A 20,201-nucleotide genomic window follows, 5' to 3' on the forward strand; every position below is an offset into this window, starting at 1 on the left:
TTTGTTTGTAAATGTCTCAGCAACTTGATCTTGTCGTGGTGCGCGCCCAGCGTGGTGATCGGCAAGCCTTTTATCAGATATATCAAGAGCATGTCGGGCGCGTCTATGCGGTCTGCTGGCGCCTGCTGGGTGATCGGCAGAAGGCGGAAGACGCGGCGCAGGAGATATTCATCAAAGTCTGGGAGGCGCTGCCCGACTTCAAGGGCGACAGTAGCCTTGCGACCTGGCTGCGCAGTATTGCAACACGGACAGCCATCGACCTGTGGCGCAAGGACAAGCGCCTGCATTTTGTGGATGCGCAGGACTTTGTCGCGGACATAGACAGGCAGGGCGGCGAGCAGGGGATGGACGGCGAAAACCGGGATCTGGAGATGGCCATCCTGCGACTGCCGACCCAGGCCCGGGCGGTTTTTATCCTGTGTGCCCTGGAAGGCTACCAGCACAACGAAATAGCGGCCCTGCTGCAGATTGCAGAAGGGTCCAGCAAGGCCCAGTACCATCGGGCAAGAACATTGTTAAGGGGGTTTTTGAGTGAAGACTGAAGATCAGCTTGATCAGGCGATTGCCGGTCTGCGCCAGGACATCCAGCCCAAGCGGGATCTGTGGGCAGATCTCGAGCAGCGACTGCCGGATCGTGAAACCGCGTCGGCGCCAAAGCGCAACCGGTTTGCGGAGGGCGGCCGGTGGGCAGCCGTCTTTGCCATCGCTCTGGTCGGCACGCTGGCCCTGCGACTGGACTGGCTGCCGGATCCGGGGCTGGCACCGGGTAGCAACGGTGTGCAGATGGCTGAGACGGAAGGCCTCCCCCCGGAAGCCCTGATTGCACAGCAATTTGAAGCGGAAAAAGCCCGCCAGCTCAGCGAGCTGGGCGAGGTGAGCGACGATTTTGGCGACTGGCGTTACCAGATGGCGGTGTGGGACCAGGCGATCGGTCAGGTACAGCAGACCATGAACTATTACCCGGATGACCCGGCCTTACTGAACCAGATGGAAGGACTGTACCGACAACAGCTTGATTACATTCAGCTGATTGCCGTAACCGATACCAGCGGATATTGACCATTAGACTGCGCTGACGGCCACAACACAGACACATAAAGGTTTAAACAGGAGAGAGACGATGAAAACATTACTGACATTTATACAGGCAGCGGCGCTGATAGTATTGATCACCGCGCTGAGCATGGTTGAGGCAATTGCCCAGCAGGTATCCATTGATGAGATGCGAGAGGTATCCACCAATGAAAAAATCCGTATCGACGTGATGCGCGGCGATATCACCATAACCACCAATACGGACAATCAATTCACTGTCCGGGGCATGCTGGATGAAGATGCAGAGGGGTTTGAGCTCGACTCGGCGCGTGGTTTTACCGATTTTCGGGTGCAAATGCCACGGCGCCTGAATGGGCGTTCTAACAGTCGCGGATCAGAGCTGGTATTTACGGTCCCCGTCAACAGCGATATCGAGTTCACCGGTGTCAATGTCGAAGTCAGCGTCGATGGCGTGCAGGGTGGCAGTCGCATCCGCACCGTCAACGGTCCGATTGATGCACGTAATCTGGCCAACTTTGTGGAGCTGGATACCGTCAACGGGGAAATCACGACCATCGACAACCGTGGCCGGGTCACGATCACCACCGTTAATGGCGAGATCGAAGAGCGTGGCACCATTGGGCGTTTGATGGCGCAGGCCGTCAATGGAGAGATTAATGTCGACAGCCTGGCGGAAATTGTGGCGCTGAACGTCGTCAATGGGCGCATCCGTGGCCGTGTGCAGGGTGTACAGGAGCTTGAGATCGAAACCGTCAACGGGAGCATTGAATTGCAGCTGCCTGACAGCCAGGCGCCACGTGTCAGTGGTAGTAGCGTGAGCGGCTCCATGGTGCTAGGCTTTGATGCCAATGTCGACGCCCGGTTTACGCTGCGCAGCAATGCTGGTGGCAGTATCCGCAATGGCTTGACCGATGATGAGCCCGTGCGGGGCAGCTTCGGGCCATCGCGTCGGCTTGAGTTCACCACAGGAAATGGGGAAGGTGATGTGACGCTGACATCACTCAGTGGGCGCCTGGAGGTGGAGCAACAATAAAAACTGAGGAGTATCACATGGTTCGAATGTTCAGAGTGTTAATGGCAGCCATGCTGCTATTGCCAGTGGCCGGCGTGCAGGCGCAGGACGAACCGCTGGCAGTACTGGTGCCGGGTGGCGGAGATTACAGCCGCCCGACCTCACTGAGTAACCCACAGGCGCAGGCATTTTTCGATCAGGGCCTGCGCATGGCCTGGAGCTTCTACTTCCCTGAATCCATTGCATCCTACCAGGAGGCTGCCCGACTCGAACCGGATAATCCCATGCCTTACTGGGGTCTGGCACATGCCGCCGGCCCCAATCCCAACAGCCGCTACGCCAATCTGCCCGATGACCCGCAGGGCGCGGGTCTTGAGGCTATCCGCCGCGCGCTGGAGCTGTCCAATAACGGCACCGCCAAAGAGCGTGAAATGATCAACGCGCTGTTTGTGCTGTACAACAAAGATGCCATCCCCGATGATCGCGAACGCGATGCCGCCTACGTCAGCGCCATGGCCGATCTGCATGCAAAATATCCGGATGATCCGGACATCGCCACGGTCTACGCCGAGGCCTACATGAACACCACGCGCTGGGATTACTGGAATGCCGACGGCTCCGCCAAGCCAGGTACCGCCAATGCCCAGGCCGCCCTGGAGACCGCGATGACGGCCTCGCACGACCACCCCGGCGCCAACCACCTGTATATTCACCTGATGGAGGCCTCCTCGCAGCCCGAACTGGCCATGCCGGCTGCACAAAAGCTGGAGGCCACCGTGCCGATTTCCGGCCACATGGTGCACATGCCCGGGCACATCTATCTGCGCGTTGGCGAGTATGAAAAAGCCGTCAGCACCAATGAGCGCTCACAGATTGTTGACCAGCAGTTCGCCGAAATCTGGGGCGAGACCAACTTCCCCACCGTTGGTACTTACAACCTCTCGCATAAATCACACGCCGGTCACGCACTGGACTTTGTGCGCTACGCCAATATGCTGCAGGGCAATTATGCCAACGCTTCGGAAGCTGCTGCCCGTAATGCCGGTAACTCCATGCCAGGCATGGGCCGTGGACAGAAGTTCATCGCGCATGAGTGGGTGATGGACAAGGTATTTGGTCAGTGGGACAAGATTCATGCGGAAAATGCCGCGCGTCGCGAGCGCGCCACGACACCTTATTTGAGCGGCATGCTCAGCTATGTGATGGGTAGTGCCCACGTGGCCATGGGGCATATGGATGCCGCCCAGCAGGAGCTGGACAATATCCGCACCCAGATCGCTGCTGACAACGTCAATGAAGGTGTCGGCCCGACTCCGGCGGACCATGTCCTGACGCTGGCCATGCACGCGCTGATGGGCGAGATGGAAGAGGCCAATGGCAATCTTGACGCCGCCATCGGCCACTATCAGCAGGCGGTTCAGTATCAGGACAACCTGAACTACACCGAACCACCGGACTGGTCGCACTCCATGCGTCTGTACCTGGGCGCTGCACTGATTGATGCCGGCCGTGCTGAGGAAGCCGAAGCGGTTTACCGCAAAGATCTGGAATGGAACCAGCAGAATGGCTGGTCTAATTTTGGCCTGGCACAGGCGCTGGCAGCTCAGGGCCGCGACGCCGAGGCGCAGATTATATTCCGTCAGTTTGAGGACCAGTGGCGCAATGCGGACGTCGAGCTGGAACGCTCGCGGCTGTGACCTGAATGCTTTTTGGCTAGCTGCGGTAGTAAATCCCGGCCGGTGCTAACTCCAGGCCGGGTCCGCACGAATGATGCCTCATTCATGCAGAAGTTCTGCTTGTAACACATGGACATTCACTGGGTGCAGCGCTAATCTTTGTTTTAACGACAACAAGATTCGCGGCAGACGCGTGCGCACCGAGTCCAAAACTCATGCAAAATCCCCTGTTTTCCTGGCTGCATGTCAATCGTTCCATTCGGCGCAAATTTCTTGTTTTCACCGTAGGCCCTATCGCACTGCTATTTGCCCTGTTTCTTCCCCTTTCCCTGCAAGAGCTGGAGCGCGCAACCGCGACGCAGATCCATGCTGATCGCACGACTTTGGTCACGTTGAACTCCTCCGATATCAATCGCACATTTACACACCTGGCTGATGTTGCTGAATTGAATGCGGCGTTTATGGAAACCGCGCCGCAACTCGATGAAGAAAGCATTTACACCCTACTAAGGCAGACGCTGGAGCTCAGCCCGCATGTCTTCGGCGCCACAATTGCATTCGCGCCATTTGCGTACCAGGATGATATGCGGCTTTTTTCACCGTTTGCGTATCGCGAGAGTGGCGATATCGTCACGATGAATATAGGCAGTCAGTCCGATGGACGGGGTTACGACTACACAGACGGCAACTGGGAGTGGTGGTCCGGATCAGTGAACGCTCGCCGGGCGGTCTGGACACAGCCTTATTTTGATGAAGGCGCCGGCAATATTCGAATGATTTCTCATACGGTACCGTTCCGACGTGATGGTGAAATAGTCGGTGTCGCAACTATTGATGTGGCACTGGATTCGATCTTTGAAGTACTTGGCGAAATGCCCGCAGGCTTTGATGCGATTATTGATATGCAGGGTCGCTGGATCTACAACCCGCGCAGAACAAGTGACAGCGGCGGATTCCGTGATATGACCGACCAGTTTGATCTGGAGACCATTGAGGAGTTGCTTGTTCGCGTCGATCAACGAGAAAGTGGCCGGATCAGAGCTCAGCGCCATACTATCCCGGACTCGCCGGACGCGCTGATCACTGATCGTGTGATCTGGTGGTACTTCGCCCCCATTCCCACAACTGAGTGGTCCTATCTCTACTTCCAGTCAGAGAATGCGGTACTGGCTGCGGCGCGAGCGCAATGGCGTGCATTGGGTATGCTGTTTGCCCTGGTCGTCGTTCTCGTCATTGTCATCATCTGGTTTATTTCAGGCCGATTGACACGGCCCATAATTGAACTGCACGGTGCTGCAGAAAAAGTGTCACATGGCGACTACGAGATTTCGATCAAGTCGAAAAGCCCGGACGAACTTGGAAATCTGACGCGGGTTTTTAATCGCATGGCGGCGTCCATGAAAACACGCAATGAAGACCTGGAACGTGAAGTGCAGACACGGACGGAGGCATTGGAGTCCACCAAAAAACAAATAGAGCTGCAGAACAAAGAGCTGAAAATCGCCAAAGATGCAGCAGAAGCGGCAGCTGAGGCCAAAGCCAGCTTTCTGGCATCCATGAGTCATGAAATTCGTACACCGATGAATGGTGTACTGGGAATGGTTGAACTCATGCGCTATACACCGCTGAATGATGAGCAGCGACACATGATTGCGACGATTCATGACTCCGGCCAGGCCTTGTTGACAATTATTAATGACATTCTGGATTTATCCAAAATCGAAGCTGGCAAGCTGCGCCTGGAATGGGTGCCATTCTCGATGCAGGAACTGGTGGAGGGTACCGCAGAGACATTGATTCGGCCCGCCCTCGACAAACAGTTGCGGCTGGTTCCTTATGTGGATCCTGCCATACCTGCCAACTTGATAGGCGACCCTGCCCGTTTGCGACAGATCCTCGTCAATTTGATTGGTAATGCAGTGAAATTTTCCGAAACTGGAGAAATATCGGTGGTGGCGCAACTGGTTTCAGCCAGTAAGGCGACGCGTCCAGCCATTCGATTGTCAGTTCAGGATCAGGGCATGGGCATATCGCCGGACGTTCAAAAACAGTTGTTTCAACCTTTCACTCAGGCAGAGTCGTCAACGACACGTCGATTCGGCGGCACCGGCCTGGGGCTTTCCATCTGCCAGCGCCTTGCCAGCATGATGGGTAGTGTGATCAAGGTGGAGAGTGCGCCAGGGCAGGGCTCCGAATTTTCGGTTGTGCTGGAGTTTGATATCGGTGATCAGGCCGCTGAAGCACAGAGCCATGACAATTTTTCAGACGTCCACGTTATGGTCTTGTCGGCAAGCCCTACCGAGCGTCGGGCCTGTAGTGCGTATCTTGGCTACTGGGGTGCCAGAGTAACCGTGTTCGAAAACGAGGCTGAACTTCAGGTTGCCTTGCGCGAGGATAATGCACACATAGTCGTACTGGGCTCGACACTATCACCCGATGCGCAATCCAGTTGTATCCGCCAACTTGTTGAGCTGCCTGGTGCCAGCCAGACGAAGTTTTGCCTTCTGCAGTCGGGTCGCAGGGTCAAGCCGCGCTTGCAAAATGAAAAGGCGATTCTGGTGGACGCCAGCCCGTTACGCCGGGTAAATCTGCTGACCACGGTCTCTATTGCCTTGGGCAGACAGAGTCCCGAAGTTCAGCATGACACAGCGATTCATGCTGAAAATTATGTGGTCCCGGACCTCGAAGAGGCTATGGCTACCAATAGCCTGATTCTGGTGGCAGAGGATAACCCAACAAATCGTGATGTCATTGAGCGTCAATTGCGCGCATTGGGATATTGCTGTGAGCTGGTCGAGGATGGTGAGTTGGCACTGGAAGCCTGGCACAGTGGGCGTTACGCATTGCTGTTGACTGACTGCCACATGCCGCATCGTGACGGGTTTGGCCTGACAGCCGCCATTCGTGCGAAAGAGCAGGGCAGCGACCGGCGCTTCCCTATTATTGCCATCACAGCGAATGCACTGGAAGGCGAAGCCGAACGATGTCTGGCGGCTGGCATGGACGACTATATGTCAAAGCCAATAGAAATGAAGACACTGGCGGAAAAGTTGCAGACCTGGATGCCACATTACCGCCCACGCGAGCATTCTTCAGCTGAAAGCGAAAGGAAGGATCCGGCAGATCCGTCGGATAAATCTGCGGCGCAGCCGACAACCCTCGACACCAGCATACTTAGAGAGATGTTTGGCGACGATGAAGAAACCATCCACGAAATACTGCTGGCATTTCTTGAGCCTTCCCGGGCAATTGTTGAGGAAATAAAGCAGGGTGTTCAAGCGCATTCAACTGAGCTCGTGGCTCAGGCCGCGCACAAGCTTAAGTCGTCTGCTCGCAGTATTGGCGCTGTGGAACTGGCCGATCTTTGTGTGCAGTTTGAGTCTGCCGGAAAGTCGGGTGATCTGGCGCCTGTAGTCAATAAACTGGACAGGCTGGAAATGCTGATGTCTCAAATTTATGACGACATCACTAAGCTGGAGGGTCAGTGAGGGCCGGTCCAGCTGTTCAATAATTCGGTAAGCTGCTCGCCGCTGATGGGCTTGCTGCAGTAATAGCCCTGCACGTAGTCACAACCGCTTGTCTGAACGAGGTCCCAGTCTTCCCGGGTTTCGACGCCTTCAGCCACTATGGACATTTGCAAGCGTTTACCCAGCGCAACACTGGTTTCCAGAATGGCACGGGCGCTGTCGCTTTTGGCGGCGCCATTGACAAAGGAGCGATCAATCTTCAGTTCCGTGAAGGGTATGTTCATCAACTGCGACATTGAGGAGTTGCCAGTGCCAAAGTCATCGATTGACAGGCCAAATTTCTTAAGTCGCAGCCGCATCAGTATCTGTGTGCAGTTCAGGGCGTTTTCCATCACTTGTGTTTCAGTTGCCTCCAGGCACAGGAAGCGCGTTGGCAAGCCCTGATCTTCTGCCTCCTGGACAAGAAAGTCAGAGAACCCGACCGTTGCGAATGAATTGATGGAGATATTTACGGAAGTCGCCAAGGGGAAACCCTGGCGATGCCAGATGACTGTCTGCGCCACTGCCTGACGGTAAATCACTTTTGTCAGTTCGTCTATCAGGCCCGAGCGTTCAGCGACCGCAATGAAGGCGTTTGGGCCAAGCAATCCATAGTCCGGATGTTGCCAGCGCGCCAGTGTTTCAACGCTGGTGATTTCACCCGACGCAATGTTCACTTTGGGTTGGTACACCAGCACGGGATGGCAGTCTGTTGATCCTGCGATGCCAGCGCGTAAATCTTCGTGGCTCAATTCATGTTGCGGCCTGTTATTGGAGCTCCGCCTGTGAGGCTTGATACGCTGCAACAGGGCCAACAGTGGTTCAGGCTTGAGTGGCTTGGAGATGGCACCCAGGACATTCAGGTTTTGCGCCAGTACATGCCCAGAGGCGGTTTCCAGCATACGTTGATCTTCACCGCTCAGCAGAATGATTGCGCCGAGATAGTCCAGATTTGCAAGTTCCTGCAGAAACTCCAGGCCGTCCATCTCCGGCATATTGAGGTCACAAAGGATGAGTTGAAATGGTTCATTGGCAGTATCAATCGCCTGCAGGGCGGTGCTGCCACTGTTTGCAGAAGTTATGCACTGGTAACCCAGTTTGTTTAGCATCCTGGCTGCAAGGGTCAGCGCGAACGACTCATCGTCCACAACAAGAATGGGGGCGTCAAAGGCGAGTGGCGAGTTCATATTGTTCCTTGCCTTAAAGGCTGACCTCCTGTGCCATATGCTCAGTGTCCTTATAGCCAAACTGTCAATCAATTACAATTGCAAATCGTCGACAAGTCTTTATAAACGATCAAAAAGATGGTGCTGCCGACAATCAGTTGATACCCTGACAGGACAACATACAACGCAAGGGACTGCGTTTGTCCGTCCAAGATCAATAATAATGATTCGGGGGTAGTTCTGTATGCGTCACCTGTCCGACTTGTCGGCACGTTCTGTGCTGGCTGTTCTGCTTGTCCTGTCGTCCTCAACCGCACTTGCCCAGACACTGGAGCCCACCGGGCCCATGCCCTACGACATTGTCGAAAGCTGGGCCAAACCCTTTGCCGAGCGTGGTTACTCGTGGGGCGGCAACTCCGGCATTCATATCGAGAACGAGGATCGCATCATCATCGTTCAGCGCGGTGAGACCGAACTGCCTGATCCCATTCCACCGGAATACACCAACTTTCCCGGCTCAATGGGCTGGAATGTCATTCAGGGGCAAGGCCGGACCTGGCAGAATCTGCTTTATGTCATGAACAGCGAGGGTGAAGTCCAGGAGGTCTGGAATCAGTGGGATCATCTGTGGAAAGGCACAGACGGCCCCGGCCCGCACCGGCTGCGTGTCAGTCCCTACGATCCTGAGCGACGTATCTGGGTGGTCGAAGAAACCGGTCATGTCATCTATGTATTCTCCCAGGATGGCCAGCATCTGATTCGCATGCTCGGTGAAAAGAATGTCTCCGGCAGCGATGAAACGCATTTCGGCAAACCGCAGGATGTCACCTTCCTTCCTGATGGTCATGTGCTGGTAGCCGATGGCCTGGAAAACGCACGTGTTGTCATCCTGAATAATGAGGGACTGTACGTCGGTGAATTCGGCTCGCGTGGCGAAGCGCCCGGTCAGTTCCAGAGTGTGCACGGCATCGCCATGGGGCCGGACAACAAAGTTTATGTGGTCGATAGAGACGGCCTGAATATTCAGGTCTTTCAGCAGACCAATCCAGGGCAGGGTGAAGTACCCAACTTTGAGTTTGTCGATCGCTGGACGGGTCCCAACTTCCCGCTGGATATCATCGTCAGTGAAGAGTACGCCTGGGTCACTGACATTCGCCCGCCCAAGATCCTGCAGTTCGATCTGGAAGGCAATCACGTCTACACCTGGCTGCTGCCTGGCGAGGGCCCCACTGCCTGGCTGGAGATGCATTCATTTGCGGTGGATGCAGAGGGAAATCTGTACGGCACCGACAACCAGTATGCGCGACCTCAGAAACTGGTGCCGCGTGCGGATGCCGATCCAAAGCATCTGGTGCAAAGGCAGTATGTGCCGTGAAACTCGGTCAAGCCTGGAGTGTCAACGGCCTTGCATCAATGTGCAACGCCGTTGGCCGGGCTCACTTCTAGAATCAGCCCTCTACAAACACGTCTAGAACGCTGCAACCGAGCGGGCGCTCATGTATAGTGGCAGGCGTAACTTCCATCCGATAATCTAAGAGGAATGACACAACCATGTTCAGCCATGTCATGTTGGGTGCCAACGATATTGAACAATCAAAAAAATTCTACGATGCGATTCTGGGCACGCTGGGCGTCAAGCCTGGCTTTATTGATCCGAAAGGACGCTGTTTTTATCGCACCAGCGCCGGTGTATTCGCGCTGACCAAGCCTCTTGATGGCAATCCGGCCAGCCATGGCAATGGCAGCACACTTGGCTTCGCGGCGGAATCTCCTGAGGCTGTTGAGACCTGGCACAAGGTGGGGCTGGAAAATGGTGGGGTTGCCTGTGAGGACCCGCCCGGCATTCGCGAGGGTAACGGGATGAAGCTTTACCTGGCATATCTCCGGGATCCGGCCGGCAATAAAATCTGTGCGATGCACCGGGTTCCGTGATCTTAGAGAATAGCTAGCACTAGTCAGTTAGCTATCCACCGGCCAGAGCTCAGGCTCTGAACTTTGGCCGGTGGGTACTTCCCCAGAGACGGGAATGACGGAATCGACCGTTTGACCTTCGTCCAGCCCGGCCCCGCCACTCGTTTCCCGCCAGATTATGAAAAGACCGAGCAAGGCAATCAGCACCAGTTTGATCTGATGGGACCGCTTCACGGGGTTCAGCCCCTGGGTGGCATCGGTATCAGCACCGACGTACGCTGCTTGTAAGCCTGGTACTCGGCCTCGTCACCCCAGCGTTTGTCCGCCTTTTTCTCCAGCAGAGGCACACCACTGATTTTTGTCAGCAGAACGGTGACAAAGATCGGCGAAATCAATGTAGCGAACTGCCAGCCGCTGAGCACGGGCAGTGCGATCAGCGCCACACCGAACCACAGCGTAATTTCACCGAAGTAATTGGGATGCCGCGACCAGGACCAGATACCCGAGGTAATGAATCGACCCTTGTTATCCGGGTTGGCTTTGAACTGTCGTTTCTGAATATCTGCGGTCATCTCGATCAGCATGCCGACTACCCAGACCGCCAGACCCAGCCAGGCCAGCGCGCCGAGTGGTTCGCGGATGCCATTGGTGATAGCCGCCAGCGCCGCCGCACTGGTAACAAAGACCCACAGGCCCTGCAGCGTCCAGGTAAGAAAGAAGCGGCTGAAAACTGGTTTGATGGTATCAAAGCGGGTGTCTGCACCATCTTTCTTGATGCGCAGGAAGAGAAAACTGCCCAGGCGCAGAGTCCACAGAAGGATAAGCGCGGCCAGCAACATGCCGCGGGTGTCCAGATCGGGGGTCACCATCAGGGTTGTTAGCGTCACGGTGATAAAGCTCAGGCTGCCAGTCAGGTCGTAGTAATGCTCAGTCTGGGCCAGATACGAAGGCAGAAACACCAGCCAGTTGATGCCCATGGCAATAGCGGCACACAACATCAATATTGGCACGTCCAGTCCTGCCACAGTGGTTGTGTTGCCGTTCTGGCTGCCGGCGAAAGCGATAAGGCCTGTAAATGCCGCAGCCACCAGGCTGTAGAAAAACAGTTTGCCGTGTTCAGGTTTGTCTTGTTGCTGATCTGCCATAAGGATACTCCAGCGTCGTCGTCGAGCGTCATGTTGTTCGGGCAGGGTGAGTATCTGCTCGCTTAAACCGGATATACGCCTGTTTATCAAAATCAGTTTATCAGATCGAATAAAGTAGTTTGGCCGGTGTAGTATCCAGAAGGAACCAATCAGAGACGAATGCAGGTGCAACAGGAACTTTCAAAGGACTTGATCAGGCGGTGCCAGACGGGGGATCGAAGCGCCTTCTCAGAGCTGGTTGGCCAGCTGATGCGCCCGGCCTACTTTCAGGCACTGGCGCTGCTCGGCAACGAGGATGATGCCCGGGAAGTCTCCCAGGAAACCTTTGCCAGAGTCTGGCGATCGATCGGTCAGTATGATGCGGCACAGCCGTTTTACCCCTGGTTTTATACCGTGTTGAGAAACCTGGCAATGAATGCCCTGCGCAGCCGGCGTCGACATCCGCAGGTGGGCGGGGATTTTGCGGACGCCTGGCTGGAAACGGCTGCTGATCAGGCCGGTCGGGAGCCAGAGCAGGAATTGCGGCGACAGCAACAGGTGGCGCGCGTCAATGCGGCCCTGATGCTGCTGTCGGTCAGTGACAGGGAGATCATCAGCCTGAAAGACATGCACGATTATGCTTATAAGGACATTGCCGACCTGCTGGGTATTCCGATTGGTACGGTCATGTCGCGGCTTTATACGGCTCGCTCCCGCCTGCGGAGCCTGCTGGAGGAGGATGGTGATGAACAGCCCTGAGAAAAATGGGGACACATCAATCAGCGCGGACAATATCCATCAATGGCTGATGGCTGAACTGGACGGCGAGGTCAGTGACGCCCAGCGCATTGAAATACAGCGCTGGCTGGAATCTGACCCTGCCCTTCAGAAGGAATACGAAGCCATGAAACGAACACGGGAGCTCACTGTGACAAGCAGATTCAAAGAACCCTCACCCGAAGTATGGGATAACTATTGGCAGGGTGTATTCCGTCGGGTAGAGCGTGGCATTGGCTGGATCCTGTTTTCAATCGGTGCCATTGTACTGATGTTCTACGGTGCCTGGGAAATTGGGCGCAGCTGGTTTACCGACAGCAGCATTCCGCTTTGGATTCGCCTGGCTGGCGGCAGTATGGTGGCGGGTGGCACTATTTTGATGGTGTCGATTATAAGGGAGCGACTGTTTTTGCACAAAAACGAACGATACAAGGATATTCAACGATGATCATCGCAACGTCAGCAAGCATAGCCGGTCGGCCGGTTACCGAAACACTGGGAATCGTGCGGGGCAACACCATTCGCGCGCGTCATGTGGGTCGCGACATTCTGGCCGGACTCAAAATGCTGGTTGGTGGTGAGATACACGACTACACCAAAATGATGGCGGAGTCGCGTGAGCAGTCGATTGACCGGATGATTGCCGAAGCACAGGCGCTGGGCGCTGATGCCATTGTCGAGGTGCGATTTTCAACCAGTTACATCATGACCGGTGCGGCCGAGATACTGGTTTACGGAACAGCGGTAAGACTGGGCGCAAGCTGAAGCAGGTGCAGCTGAGGACGAGTGTTATTCGTCCTCAAGCGCCTGCCATTGCTCAAACAGCTGATCCAGTTTTTCCTGCAGGGCCGCCATTTTATCCAGCGTCGGCTGAATTTTATTCTGCGGCTGGTCGTAGAATCCCGGCTCGGCCATGCTGTCTTCAACGGCCTTGATTTCCTGTTCGGTTTTTTCGATCTGACGCGTCACCTGATCCAACGCCTTTTGTTTCTGTCTGTCGATTTTCTGATTGGTTTTCTGTTCGGTGCGCTGTTCCGTTTTTTGGATTGATGCCGTATTGCTGGTGGCTGTCTTCGTGTCCTTCTGTTTGCGCTCATCTGTCAGGAAGGACAGCATTTTGCCGCCCTGATCCAGCCAGTCCTGATAGCCGCCAACATACTCCTTCACGATGCCAGGACCTTCAAAAACGATGGAGCTGGTCACCACGTTGTCCAGGAATTTCCGGTCGTGGCTGACGACCAGCAGCGTGCCACTGAAATCCAGCAGAATTTCTTCCAGCAGTTCCAGCGTTTCCATGTCCAGATCGTTGGTCGGTTCGTCCAGCACCACCAGATTGGCAGGTTTGCTGAACAGTTTGGCAAGGATCAGACGGTTCTGCTCCCCGCCAGAGAGTGACTTGATCGGCTGGCGCACGCGCTTGGGCGGAAACAGAAAATCCTGCAGATAGCTAATGACATGTTTCTGCTTGCCATTGATGTCGATGAACTCACGACCCTCGGCCAGATAGTCGATGATGTTCTGTTCAAGGTCGAGCTGGTTGCGCAGCTGGTCGAAGTAAAGAATCTCCAGGTTGGTGCCCAGCTTGACCTTGCCGCTGTCGGGTACAATCTCGCCCAGCAGAATGCGCAGCAGCGTGGTTTTGCCACTGCCGTTGGCGCCAATCAGACCCACGCGATCGCCGCGCAGAATTTTGGTGGAAAAGTCCTTGAGTATGAGTTGATCACCGTAACGATGATGCAGTCCCTCGGCTTCCACCACAATTTTGCCGGAGCTGCCGGCCTGTTCCAGTGACATGCGCGCCGGGCCGCTGAGCTCGCGGCGCTGTTTGCGCTCTTCACGCAGTTGTTTAAGTGCCCGGACACGCCCTTCGTTACGGGTGCGTCGTGCCTTGATGCCCTGGCGAATCCAGCGCTCTTCCTCAGCGAGTTTCTTGTCAAACTCCTGGTTGGCTTTTTCTTCTGCTTCCAGTTGCTGTTCGCGAAACACCAGGAAGCGCTCATAGCCATATTCCCAGCTGCGCAGACGGCCGCGATCCAGCTCGATAATGCGATTGCTGATGCTCTGCAGGAACTGACGATCGTGGGTGATCACCAACACGGCGCCGCGGAATTCATTGAGCGTATTCTCCAGCCACTCAATGGTGGGGATGTCCAGATGGTTAGTGGGCTCGTCCAGCATCAACAGGTCGGGCTCGGCGATCAGCGCGCGGCCAAGTGCGGCGCGTCGTCGGCTGCCGCCCGACAAAGTTTTCATTTTTGCCTCGGCTGTCAGCTTGAGCACATCCAGCATGGCTTCGATGCGATGCTCCACCGCCCAGCCATCTACCTGTTCGATCTGTTTCTGCAGACTGGCCATGCGATCCAGCACCTGCTGATCGCTGAAGTCGGTGTTGCTGTCCCGCGTCAACTGGTGGTACTGACGCAGCAGGTCGCCCAGGCCTTCCAGACCGCCAGCAATGTAGTCGTACAGCGTCTGCTCGTCACGCTCCGGCAGTTGCTGGTCCAGATAGGCGACCTTGATGCCTTCGGCACGCCACAGCTCACCGCCATCCGCGTGTATTCGGCCCAGCAGAACCTTCATGAATGTGGACTTGCCCGCGCCATTGGGGCCGAGAATGCCGATACGCTCCCCTTTGTGGATGGTCAGCGATACCTGGTCCAGCAGTGGGTGGTCGCCAAAGGCGAGCGACAGATTGTTGAGTCTGAATAACAGCATGATGTCCAACAGTGTGAAGGCCGCGCTGGTCAAGCGCGCGGCTTGTATTTGAAGCGCTGCAGTATAAACTTAACTGCCTGGCCCAAACAAAGGATTACTGTGCTAATTACCGATCATCTCCCCGACGCCCTCAAACCCGTTCTCGAGCGATACTGGCAGCGTTTCCAGGAAGGCAAGCTACCCTCATCGCTGCTGCAGCGCCTGGAAGACCAGCCGGGCCTGCTGCGCGAGCTGGCCCAGGTCTGGGCCGCCAGCGACTACGCGGCTACTGTGTGCATCCAGCATCCGGAGTTACTGCTGGCGCTACTGGATTCGGGTACATTGCACCACCCACTGGGTGACGAATATCAGCAAACGCTGGTGCAGGCGGTGCAGGCTTCGGCAGAGTCTGAGGCAGATGTCACGAGCCTGTCGATGGACACACTAAAACAGCGCTTGCGATTGAATCAGCAGCAGCAGATGCTGCGCCTGATATGGCGCGATGTCACCCAGCAGGCCTCCATGCGCGATACCGCAGCGGAAGTGTCAACGCTGGCTGAAGCAGCGCTGGATGTGACTCTGGAGATCCTCTATCAGCAGACAGTTGCCGAGCTCGGCGTGCCGATTGGTGCGCGCAGCGGCGAACCTGTCCAGATGGTGGTGATTGGCATGGGCAAGCTGGGGGCAGGTGAACTGAATCTGTCTTCCGATATTGATCTGATGTTTGCCTATCCGGAGTCTGGCGAGACCACTTCTGAGAATGGCAAAGAGCCCATCACCTGCCAGCAGTTCTTCCTGAAACTGGGCCAGCAGCTGATTGACGCCCTGGATGCGGTCACAGCGGATGGCTTCGTATTCCGGGTGGACATGCGCCTGCGCCCCTATGGCAGCGAAGGTGTGCTGGTGTGCAGCTTTGATGCCATGGAGAACTATTACCAGTCGCAGGGGCGTGACTGGGAGCGTTACGCCATGATCAAGGCACGCGCCGTGGCGGGCGATATCAAGGCCGGCCAGGAGTTGCTGCAGCGACTGCGACCCTTCAGCTACCGGCGCTACCTGGATTTTTCGGCGATTGAGTCGCTGCGTGCGATGAAGCTGCAGATCAACAAACAGGTGCGCAAAAAAGGCATGGATCAGGATATCAAGCTGGGCGCCGGCGGTATCCGTGAAGTCGAGTTTATTGTTCAGGCGCTGCAGATGGTGCATGGCGGGCGCGACAAACGCCTGCAGCAGGAGTCACTGTACAAGGCCATGGATGCGCTGGTGGCCGGCGAGTATCTGTCAGCAGAGACCGTGCAGTCACTGCGAAATGCCTACAATTTTCTGCGCGATATGGAGCACAAACTGCAGGGCTTCGCAAACCAGCAGACACAGGCTTTACCCAGCTTAGAGCAGGAGCAGCTGCGGGTGGCCATCGCTATGGGCGTGCCTGACCTGAAAAACGCCTCATGGTCGACTCTGCTGGATGTGCTGGAGCAGCATCGCGCCATCGTGCGTGAGCATTACCGAGACGTGATTCAGGTTGATGACGAGGATGACGCGACCCGTCACGATGTCGATGACGCCGAACTGCTGGCGCTGTGGCAGCAGGAGTTGAGCGACGAGGCCGCCGTAGCCGAATTGCAGAATCTGGGTTTCGAGCGGGCAGAGGCCAGCTGGCAGACGCTGTGCGAGTTTCGCCAGGATCGGGTATTCCGTACTTTGCCAGCGGACAGCCGGCAGCGCTTTAACCGCTTCATGCCGCTGCTGCTTGCCACACTGGCCCACGAAGACACACCCAGTCTCGGACTGGAGCGGGTGATGAAGCTGGTTGCAGCAGTCGCCCGCCGCACCGCTTACCTGGTGCTGCTGTCAGAAAATCCTTCCGCCATGCGGCAGTTCGTTCAGCTGTGTACCGCCAGCCCTTTTATTGCCGACTTCATGAGCAAACATCCGGTACTGCTGGATGAGCTGTTATCCGTAGTACGGCAGCCGCCGGAAAAGTCCGAGCTGCAGGAAGAGCTGGTGCAGGGCCTGATGCGAATCAACGAAGACAATTTTGAAGAGCAGATGGAATTTCTGCGCTATTTCAAACAGTGCCATACCCTGCAGGTGGCCGCCGCGCAGATCACCGGAACCATGACAGTGATGAAAGTCAGTGACTACCTGACCTTCACTGCCGAGGCCATTCTGGAACAGGTGCTGGCACTATGCTGGCAGCACCTCACACGCAAGCACGGCTTCCCGGTCAACAGTCAGGGCAAGCACGGCGAGATGGATTTTGTGGTGATCGCCTACGGCAAACTGGGGGGCATCGAGCTTAGTTATCTGTCGGACCTGGATCTTGTGTTTGTACATGACGGTACGCTGGAGCACGACACTGTTGCTGCGGAAGGGCAGAAATCCATCAACAGCAGAGAGTTCTACACACGCCTGGCGCAACGTGTAATTACCATGCTGGGGACACACACCATGTCCGGCAAGCTGTATGAAGTCGATATGCGGCTGAGGCCCTCCGGCGAATCCGGATTGCTGGTGACCACCTTGCCCGCGTTTGAAAATTATCAACGCAAAGAGGCCTGGACCTGGGAGCATCAGGCGCTGGTGCGCTCGCGAGCAGTAGCTGGCTCTATGGTCATGGCCGAACAGTTTGAGAGCCTGCGTGCCACGCTGCTGAGCGAAGCGCGAGACATCGACAGGCTGGCAGCTGATGTGATCAATATGCGCAAAAAAATGCGCGATGAACTGACCCGTAAAGCGGGTCGCAAAGCGAACCAGCCTGCTTTTGTCATCAAGCAGGGGTTGGGCGGTATCGTTGATATTGAGTTTATCGTTCAATTTCTGGTGCTGTCGCAGTCTCAGGACTGCGCCAGTCTGACGCGCTATTCGGACAATATGCGCATACTGGAGTCCGCTGAGCAATGCGAGCTGTTGTCGGATCAGGCCATCAAGAACCTGATGGCCGCCTATCTGGCACTGCGCTCAACCCTTCACGAATTTGCCCTGCAGCAGACCGATGCCAGTGAGCTCAGTGAAGAGCAGTGTGAGGCAACCCTGGCCCCGCTGGCTGAATCGCGTGAACAGGTAGCGGCTATCTGGCAGCAGGTGTTTGCCCCTTATATGAAGTCGACTGAAGCTTCACCCACCGGAGTACCTCAGTGAGTACGCCACAACGCATTCTGATTGTTGGTCCCTCCTGGGTGGGCGATATGGTCATGGCGCAGTCGCTGTTCATTGAGTTGCGCCATCGTCATCCGGGGGCAGTTATCGACGTGCTGGCGCCGGCCTGGAGCCGTCCATTGCTGGCGCGTATGCCACAGGTCAATCAGGCAATCGATCTGCCGCTGGCGCATCGCGAGATTGGTCTTGGCAAGCGCTATCGATTGGGCCGCAAGCTGGCGGAACAGCGCTATGACCTGGCCATTCTATTACCCAACTCCTTTAAGTCCGCACTGGTTCCGCTGTTCGCAGGCATTCCCCTGCGTACGGGTTGGCGCGGCGAAAAACGCGGCTGGGTTTTAAATGACTGCCGCGACCTGGACAAACAGGCGCTGCCACTTATGGTGCAGCGATTCGTGGCGCTGGCGTTACCGGCAGACACGGTGTTGCCGACTGACCTGCCAGATCCATTGCCGGTGCCGCAACTGCAGGTAAACCGGGAGCAGGCCCGACAGGTATGTGAGCAGTTTGCTTTACCGCCAGATCAGCGTTTACTGATGTTGTGTCCAGGTGCTGAATTTGGTGACGCCAAACGTTGGCCCTGTGAGCACTATGCCGAAGTTGCCAGAGACCACATCAACAAAGGCTGGCATGTGGTGCTGATGGGTTCTGCCAAAGACCAGGCAGTGACGGGTGAGATTGCGGCGCTGGCAGGCAGTGACGCCTGTCATGACCTGGCCGGCAAGACCTCGCTCGATCAGGCCATTGATGTACTGTCGCAGGCAACTGCCGTAGTCAGCAATGATTCGGGACTGATGCATATTGCAGCCGCGCTGCATCGTCCGCTGGTCGCGGTTTACGGTTCCACGTCGGCAGACTTTACGCCACCGCTGTCTGACCAGGTAGCGATCCTGAATACAGACATCGATTGCAGACCCTGCTTTCAGCGGGAATGCCCTTTGCAACACAAACGTTGTCTCACTGAACTTGAGCCGTCACGCGTCATCAAGGCGCTGGAGCGGCTGTCCGCCAGTATCATAGTGGGAGACATGCAACCTTGCGTATCCTGATTGTCAAAACCTCATCGCTCGGTGATGTTATCCACACATTGCCGGCCCTGACTGACGCCATGCGGGCCATTCCCGACCTGCAGGCAGACTGGGTCGTCGAGGAAGCATTTGCGGAGATTCCGGGCTGGCATCCTGCTGTTGTTGATGTGATACCGGTTGCTATTCGCCGGTGGCGCAAGAACTGGTGGCAGTCACTGACCGGTGGCGAGTACAGGCGTTTTCGTCGTCAGCTCAAATCACAGCGCTATGATGTCGTGATTGACGCTCAGGGTCTGGTCAAAAGTGCATTGATTGCCTGGCAGGCCAGGGGGCAGCGTGTCGGCCTTGACCGGGACAGCATCAAGGAACCGGCCAGCAGTTTCCTGTATCAAAAGCGTATGGCAGTGCCAAAAGGTGGTCATGCTGTGCAGCGTGTGCGTCAGCTTTTTGCACAGGCAATGGGCTATAGCTTTGATCCCGAGGCAATCGACTACGGTATCCAGCCCGGTTCCCCGTTACCTGCGTCCGGCGACAGGCCAGCGTTGATGTTTTTGCATGGCACAACCTGGCAGAGCAAACACTGGCCCTTGCCGTACTGGCAGGAGCTGGCCCGGCTGGCAGTGGCGTCAGGATACGAGGTCAGGGTTTCCTGGGGCAATCTGCAGGAGCAGGAGCGTGCCGAAGCTATCGCTGATGGCCTGACCGGTGTCACTGTGCTGGACAAACAGAGCCTGACCGGACTTGCACAGCAGCTGCAGCAGTGCCAGGGCGTAGTCGCGGTGGATACTGGTCTGGGACACCTGGCAGCGGCGCTGAATATACCAACGGTTTCTATGTATGGAGCCACCAATCCGGGTCTGTCAGGAACGTTTGGCTACCATCAATTGCACCTGAAGGCAGACCTGGCCTGTTCGCCCTGCATGCGGCGCGAATGCAGTTATCGTGGTCAACCGCTGTTTGACACAACTGAGCGAGAGGGTGAGTTTCAGGTGCAGCCGCCGTGTTACCGATCGCTGGCGCCTGACATGGTTTTCTCTCATCTTTGTCGCATGATCACGGAAGCGGATACGCAGGGTGAGCAGCCGTGAAAAT

The 20,201-nt window shown here is 56.2% G+C and carries 17 protein-coding genes; 13 read left to right on the plus strand and 4 right to left on the minus strand.

The window, feature by feature from the left end; genetic code table 11:
* Positions 1-11 precede the first annotated feature (11 nt).
* From LVD14_RS04245 to LVD14_RS04265, 5 genes are all read left to right on the plus strand, one after another.
* A complete protein-coding gene (locus tag LVD14_RS04245) occupies positions 12-542 on the plus strand; it encodes an RNA polymerase sigma factor (protein WP_237132787.1) in 531 nt (176 codons plus the stop codon).
* Positions 532-1,059 (plus strand): hypothetical protein, encoded by a 528-nt coding sequence (locus tag LVD14_RS04250; RefSeq protein ID WP_237132788.1) that lies wholly within the window; start codon positions 532-534, stop codon positions 1,057-1,059. The genes LVD14_RS04245 and LVD14_RS04250 overlap by 11 nt, the downstream gene beginning before the upstream one ends.
* Positions 1,060-1,120: 61 nt before the next feature.
* Positions 1,121-2,089, plus strand: a complete 969-nt coding sequence (locus LVD14_RS04255) for a DUF4097 family beta strand repeat-containing protein (RefSeq protein WP_237132789.1) — start codon at positions 1,121-1,123, stop codon at positions 2,087-2,089.
* Between the two features lie 17 nt (positions 2,090-2,106).
* Positions 2,107-3,765, plus strand: coding sequence for a hypothetical protein (locus LVD14_RS04260; protein ID WP_237132790.1), 1,659 nt, complete (start codon positions 2,107-2,109; stop codon positions 3,763-3,765).
* Between the two features lie 194 nt (positions 3,766-3,959).
* The gene (locus LVD14_RS04265) at positions 3,960-7,232 is read left to right on the plus strand and encodes an ATP-binding protein (protein ID WP_237132791.1); all 3,273 of its coding nucleotides are present in this window, start codon (positions 3,960-3,962) and stop codon (positions 7,230-7,232) included.
* On the opposite strand, the gene LVD14_RS04270 is transcribed toward LVD14_RS04265, so the two are convergent.
* A complete protein-coding gene (locus LVD14_RS04270; protein ID WP_237132792.1) occupies positions 7,226-8,437 on the minus strand; it encodes an EAL domain-containing protein in 1,212 nt (403 codons plus the stop codon). The genes LVD14_RS04265 and LVD14_RS04270 overlap by 7 nt on opposite strands.
* Before the next feature lie 223 nt (positions 8,438-8,660).
* Between LVD14_RS04270 and LVD14_RS04275 the strand changes: the two genes are divergently transcribed.
* Entirely contained in the window at positions 8,661-9,791 is a 1,131-nt protein-coding gene (locus LVD14_RS04275; RefSeq protein WP_237132793.1) for a hypothetical protein, read from the plus strand.
* Between the two features lie 176 nt (positions 9,792-9,967).
* Complete coding sequence (locus tag LVD14_RS04280; protein WP_237132794.1) at positions 9,968-10,348, plus strand: VOC family protein; 381 nt, start codon at positions 9,968-9,970, stop codon at positions 10,346-10,348.
* A gap of 27 nt (positions 10,349-10,375) precedes the next feature.
* Here the strand turns inward: LVD14_RS04280 and LVD14_RS04285 are convergent, their stop codons facing one another.
* Positions 10,376-10,561: a hypothetical protein gene (locus tag LVD14_RS04285; protein ID WP_237132795.1), complete on the minus strand. Its 186-nt coding sequence runs from the start codon at positions 10,559-10,561 to the stop codon at positions 10,376-10,378.
* Positions 10,562-10,566: 5 nt separating this feature from the next.
* Positions 10,567-11,472 (minus strand): DUF1295 domain-containing protein, encoded by a 906-nt coding sequence (locus tag LVD14_RS04290; protein ID WP_237132796.1) that lies wholly within the window; start codon positions 11,470-11,472, stop codon positions 10,567-10,569.
* Between the two features lie 159 nt (positions 11,473-11,631).
* On the opposite strand from LVD14_RS04290, the gene LVD14_RS04295 reads away from it, so the two are divergent.
* Genes LVD14_RS04295 through LVD14_RS04305 form a run of 3 tightly spaced genes read left to right on the plus strand, consistent with a single transcriptional unit; the run spans position 11,632 to position 12,993 of the window.
* On the plus strand, positions 11,632-12,210 hold the full coding sequence (locus LVD14_RS04295) for an RNA polymerase sigma factor (protein ID WP_237132797.1): 579 nt from the start codon (positions 11,632-11,634) through the stop codon (positions 12,208-12,210).
* Entirely contained in the window at positions 12,197-12,676 is a 480-nt protein-coding gene (locus LVD14_RS04300; RefSeq protein WP_237132798.1) for a DUF4880 domain-containing protein, read from the plus strand. Before LVD14_RS04295 ends, LVD14_RS04300 begins: the two co-directional genes overlap by 14 nt.
* Positions 12,673-12,993 carry a YbjQ family protein gene (locus tag LVD14_RS04305; protein WP_237132799.1) on the plus strand — a complete coding sequence of 107 codons (321 nt, stop codon included), beginning with the start codon at positions 12,673-12,675 and terminating at the stop codon, positions 12,991-12,993. Before LVD14_RS04300 ends, LVD14_RS04305 begins: the two co-directional genes overlap by 4 nt.
* A 24-nt stretch (positions 12,994-13,017) precedes the next feature.
* On the opposite strand, the gene LVD14_RS04310 is transcribed toward LVD14_RS04305, so the two are convergent.
* Positions 13,018-14,943 (minus strand): ATP-binding cassette domain-containing protein, encoded by a 1,926-nt coding sequence (locus tag LVD14_RS04310; protein ID WP_237132800.1) that lies wholly within the window; start codon positions 14,941-14,943, stop codon positions 13,018-13,020.
* Between the two features lie 99 nt (positions 14,944-15,042).
* On the opposite strand from LVD14_RS04310, the gene glnE reads away from it, so the two are divergent.
* Genes glnE through waaC form a run of 3 tightly spaced genes read left to right on the plus strand, consistent with a single transcriptional unit; the run spans position 15,043 to position 20,197 of the window.
* Entirely contained in the window at positions 15,043-18,063 is a 3,021-nt protein-coding gene (gene glnE, locus LVD14_RS04315) for a bifunctional [glutamate--ammonia ligase]-adenylyl-L-tyrosine phosphorylase/[glutamate--ammonia-ligase] adenylyltransferase (protein WP_237132801.1), read from the plus strand.
* Positions 18,060-19,130, plus strand: coding sequence for a lipopolysaccharide heptosyltransferase II (waaF, locus tag LVD14_RS04320; RefSeq protein WP_317622674.1), 1,071 nt, complete (start codon positions 18,060-18,062; stop codon positions 19,128-19,130). Before glnE ends, waaF begins: the two co-directional genes overlap by 4 nt.
* The gene (gene waaC, locus LVD14_RS04325; protein WP_237132802.1) at positions 19,118-20,197 is read left to right on the plus strand and encodes a lipopolysaccharide heptosyltransferase I; all 1,080 of its coding nucleotides are present in this window, start codon (positions 19,118-19,120) and stop codon (positions 20,195-20,197) included. The genes waaF and waaC overlap by 13 nt, the downstream gene beginning before the upstream one ends.
* Positions 20,198-20,201: the final 4 nt, after the last annotated feature.

It is taken from the genome of Pseudohongiella sp. O18, from assembly GCF_021729085.1.
Lineage (GTDB): Bacteria > Pseudomonadota > Gammaproteobacteria > Pseudomonadales > Pseudohongiellaceae > Pseudohongiella.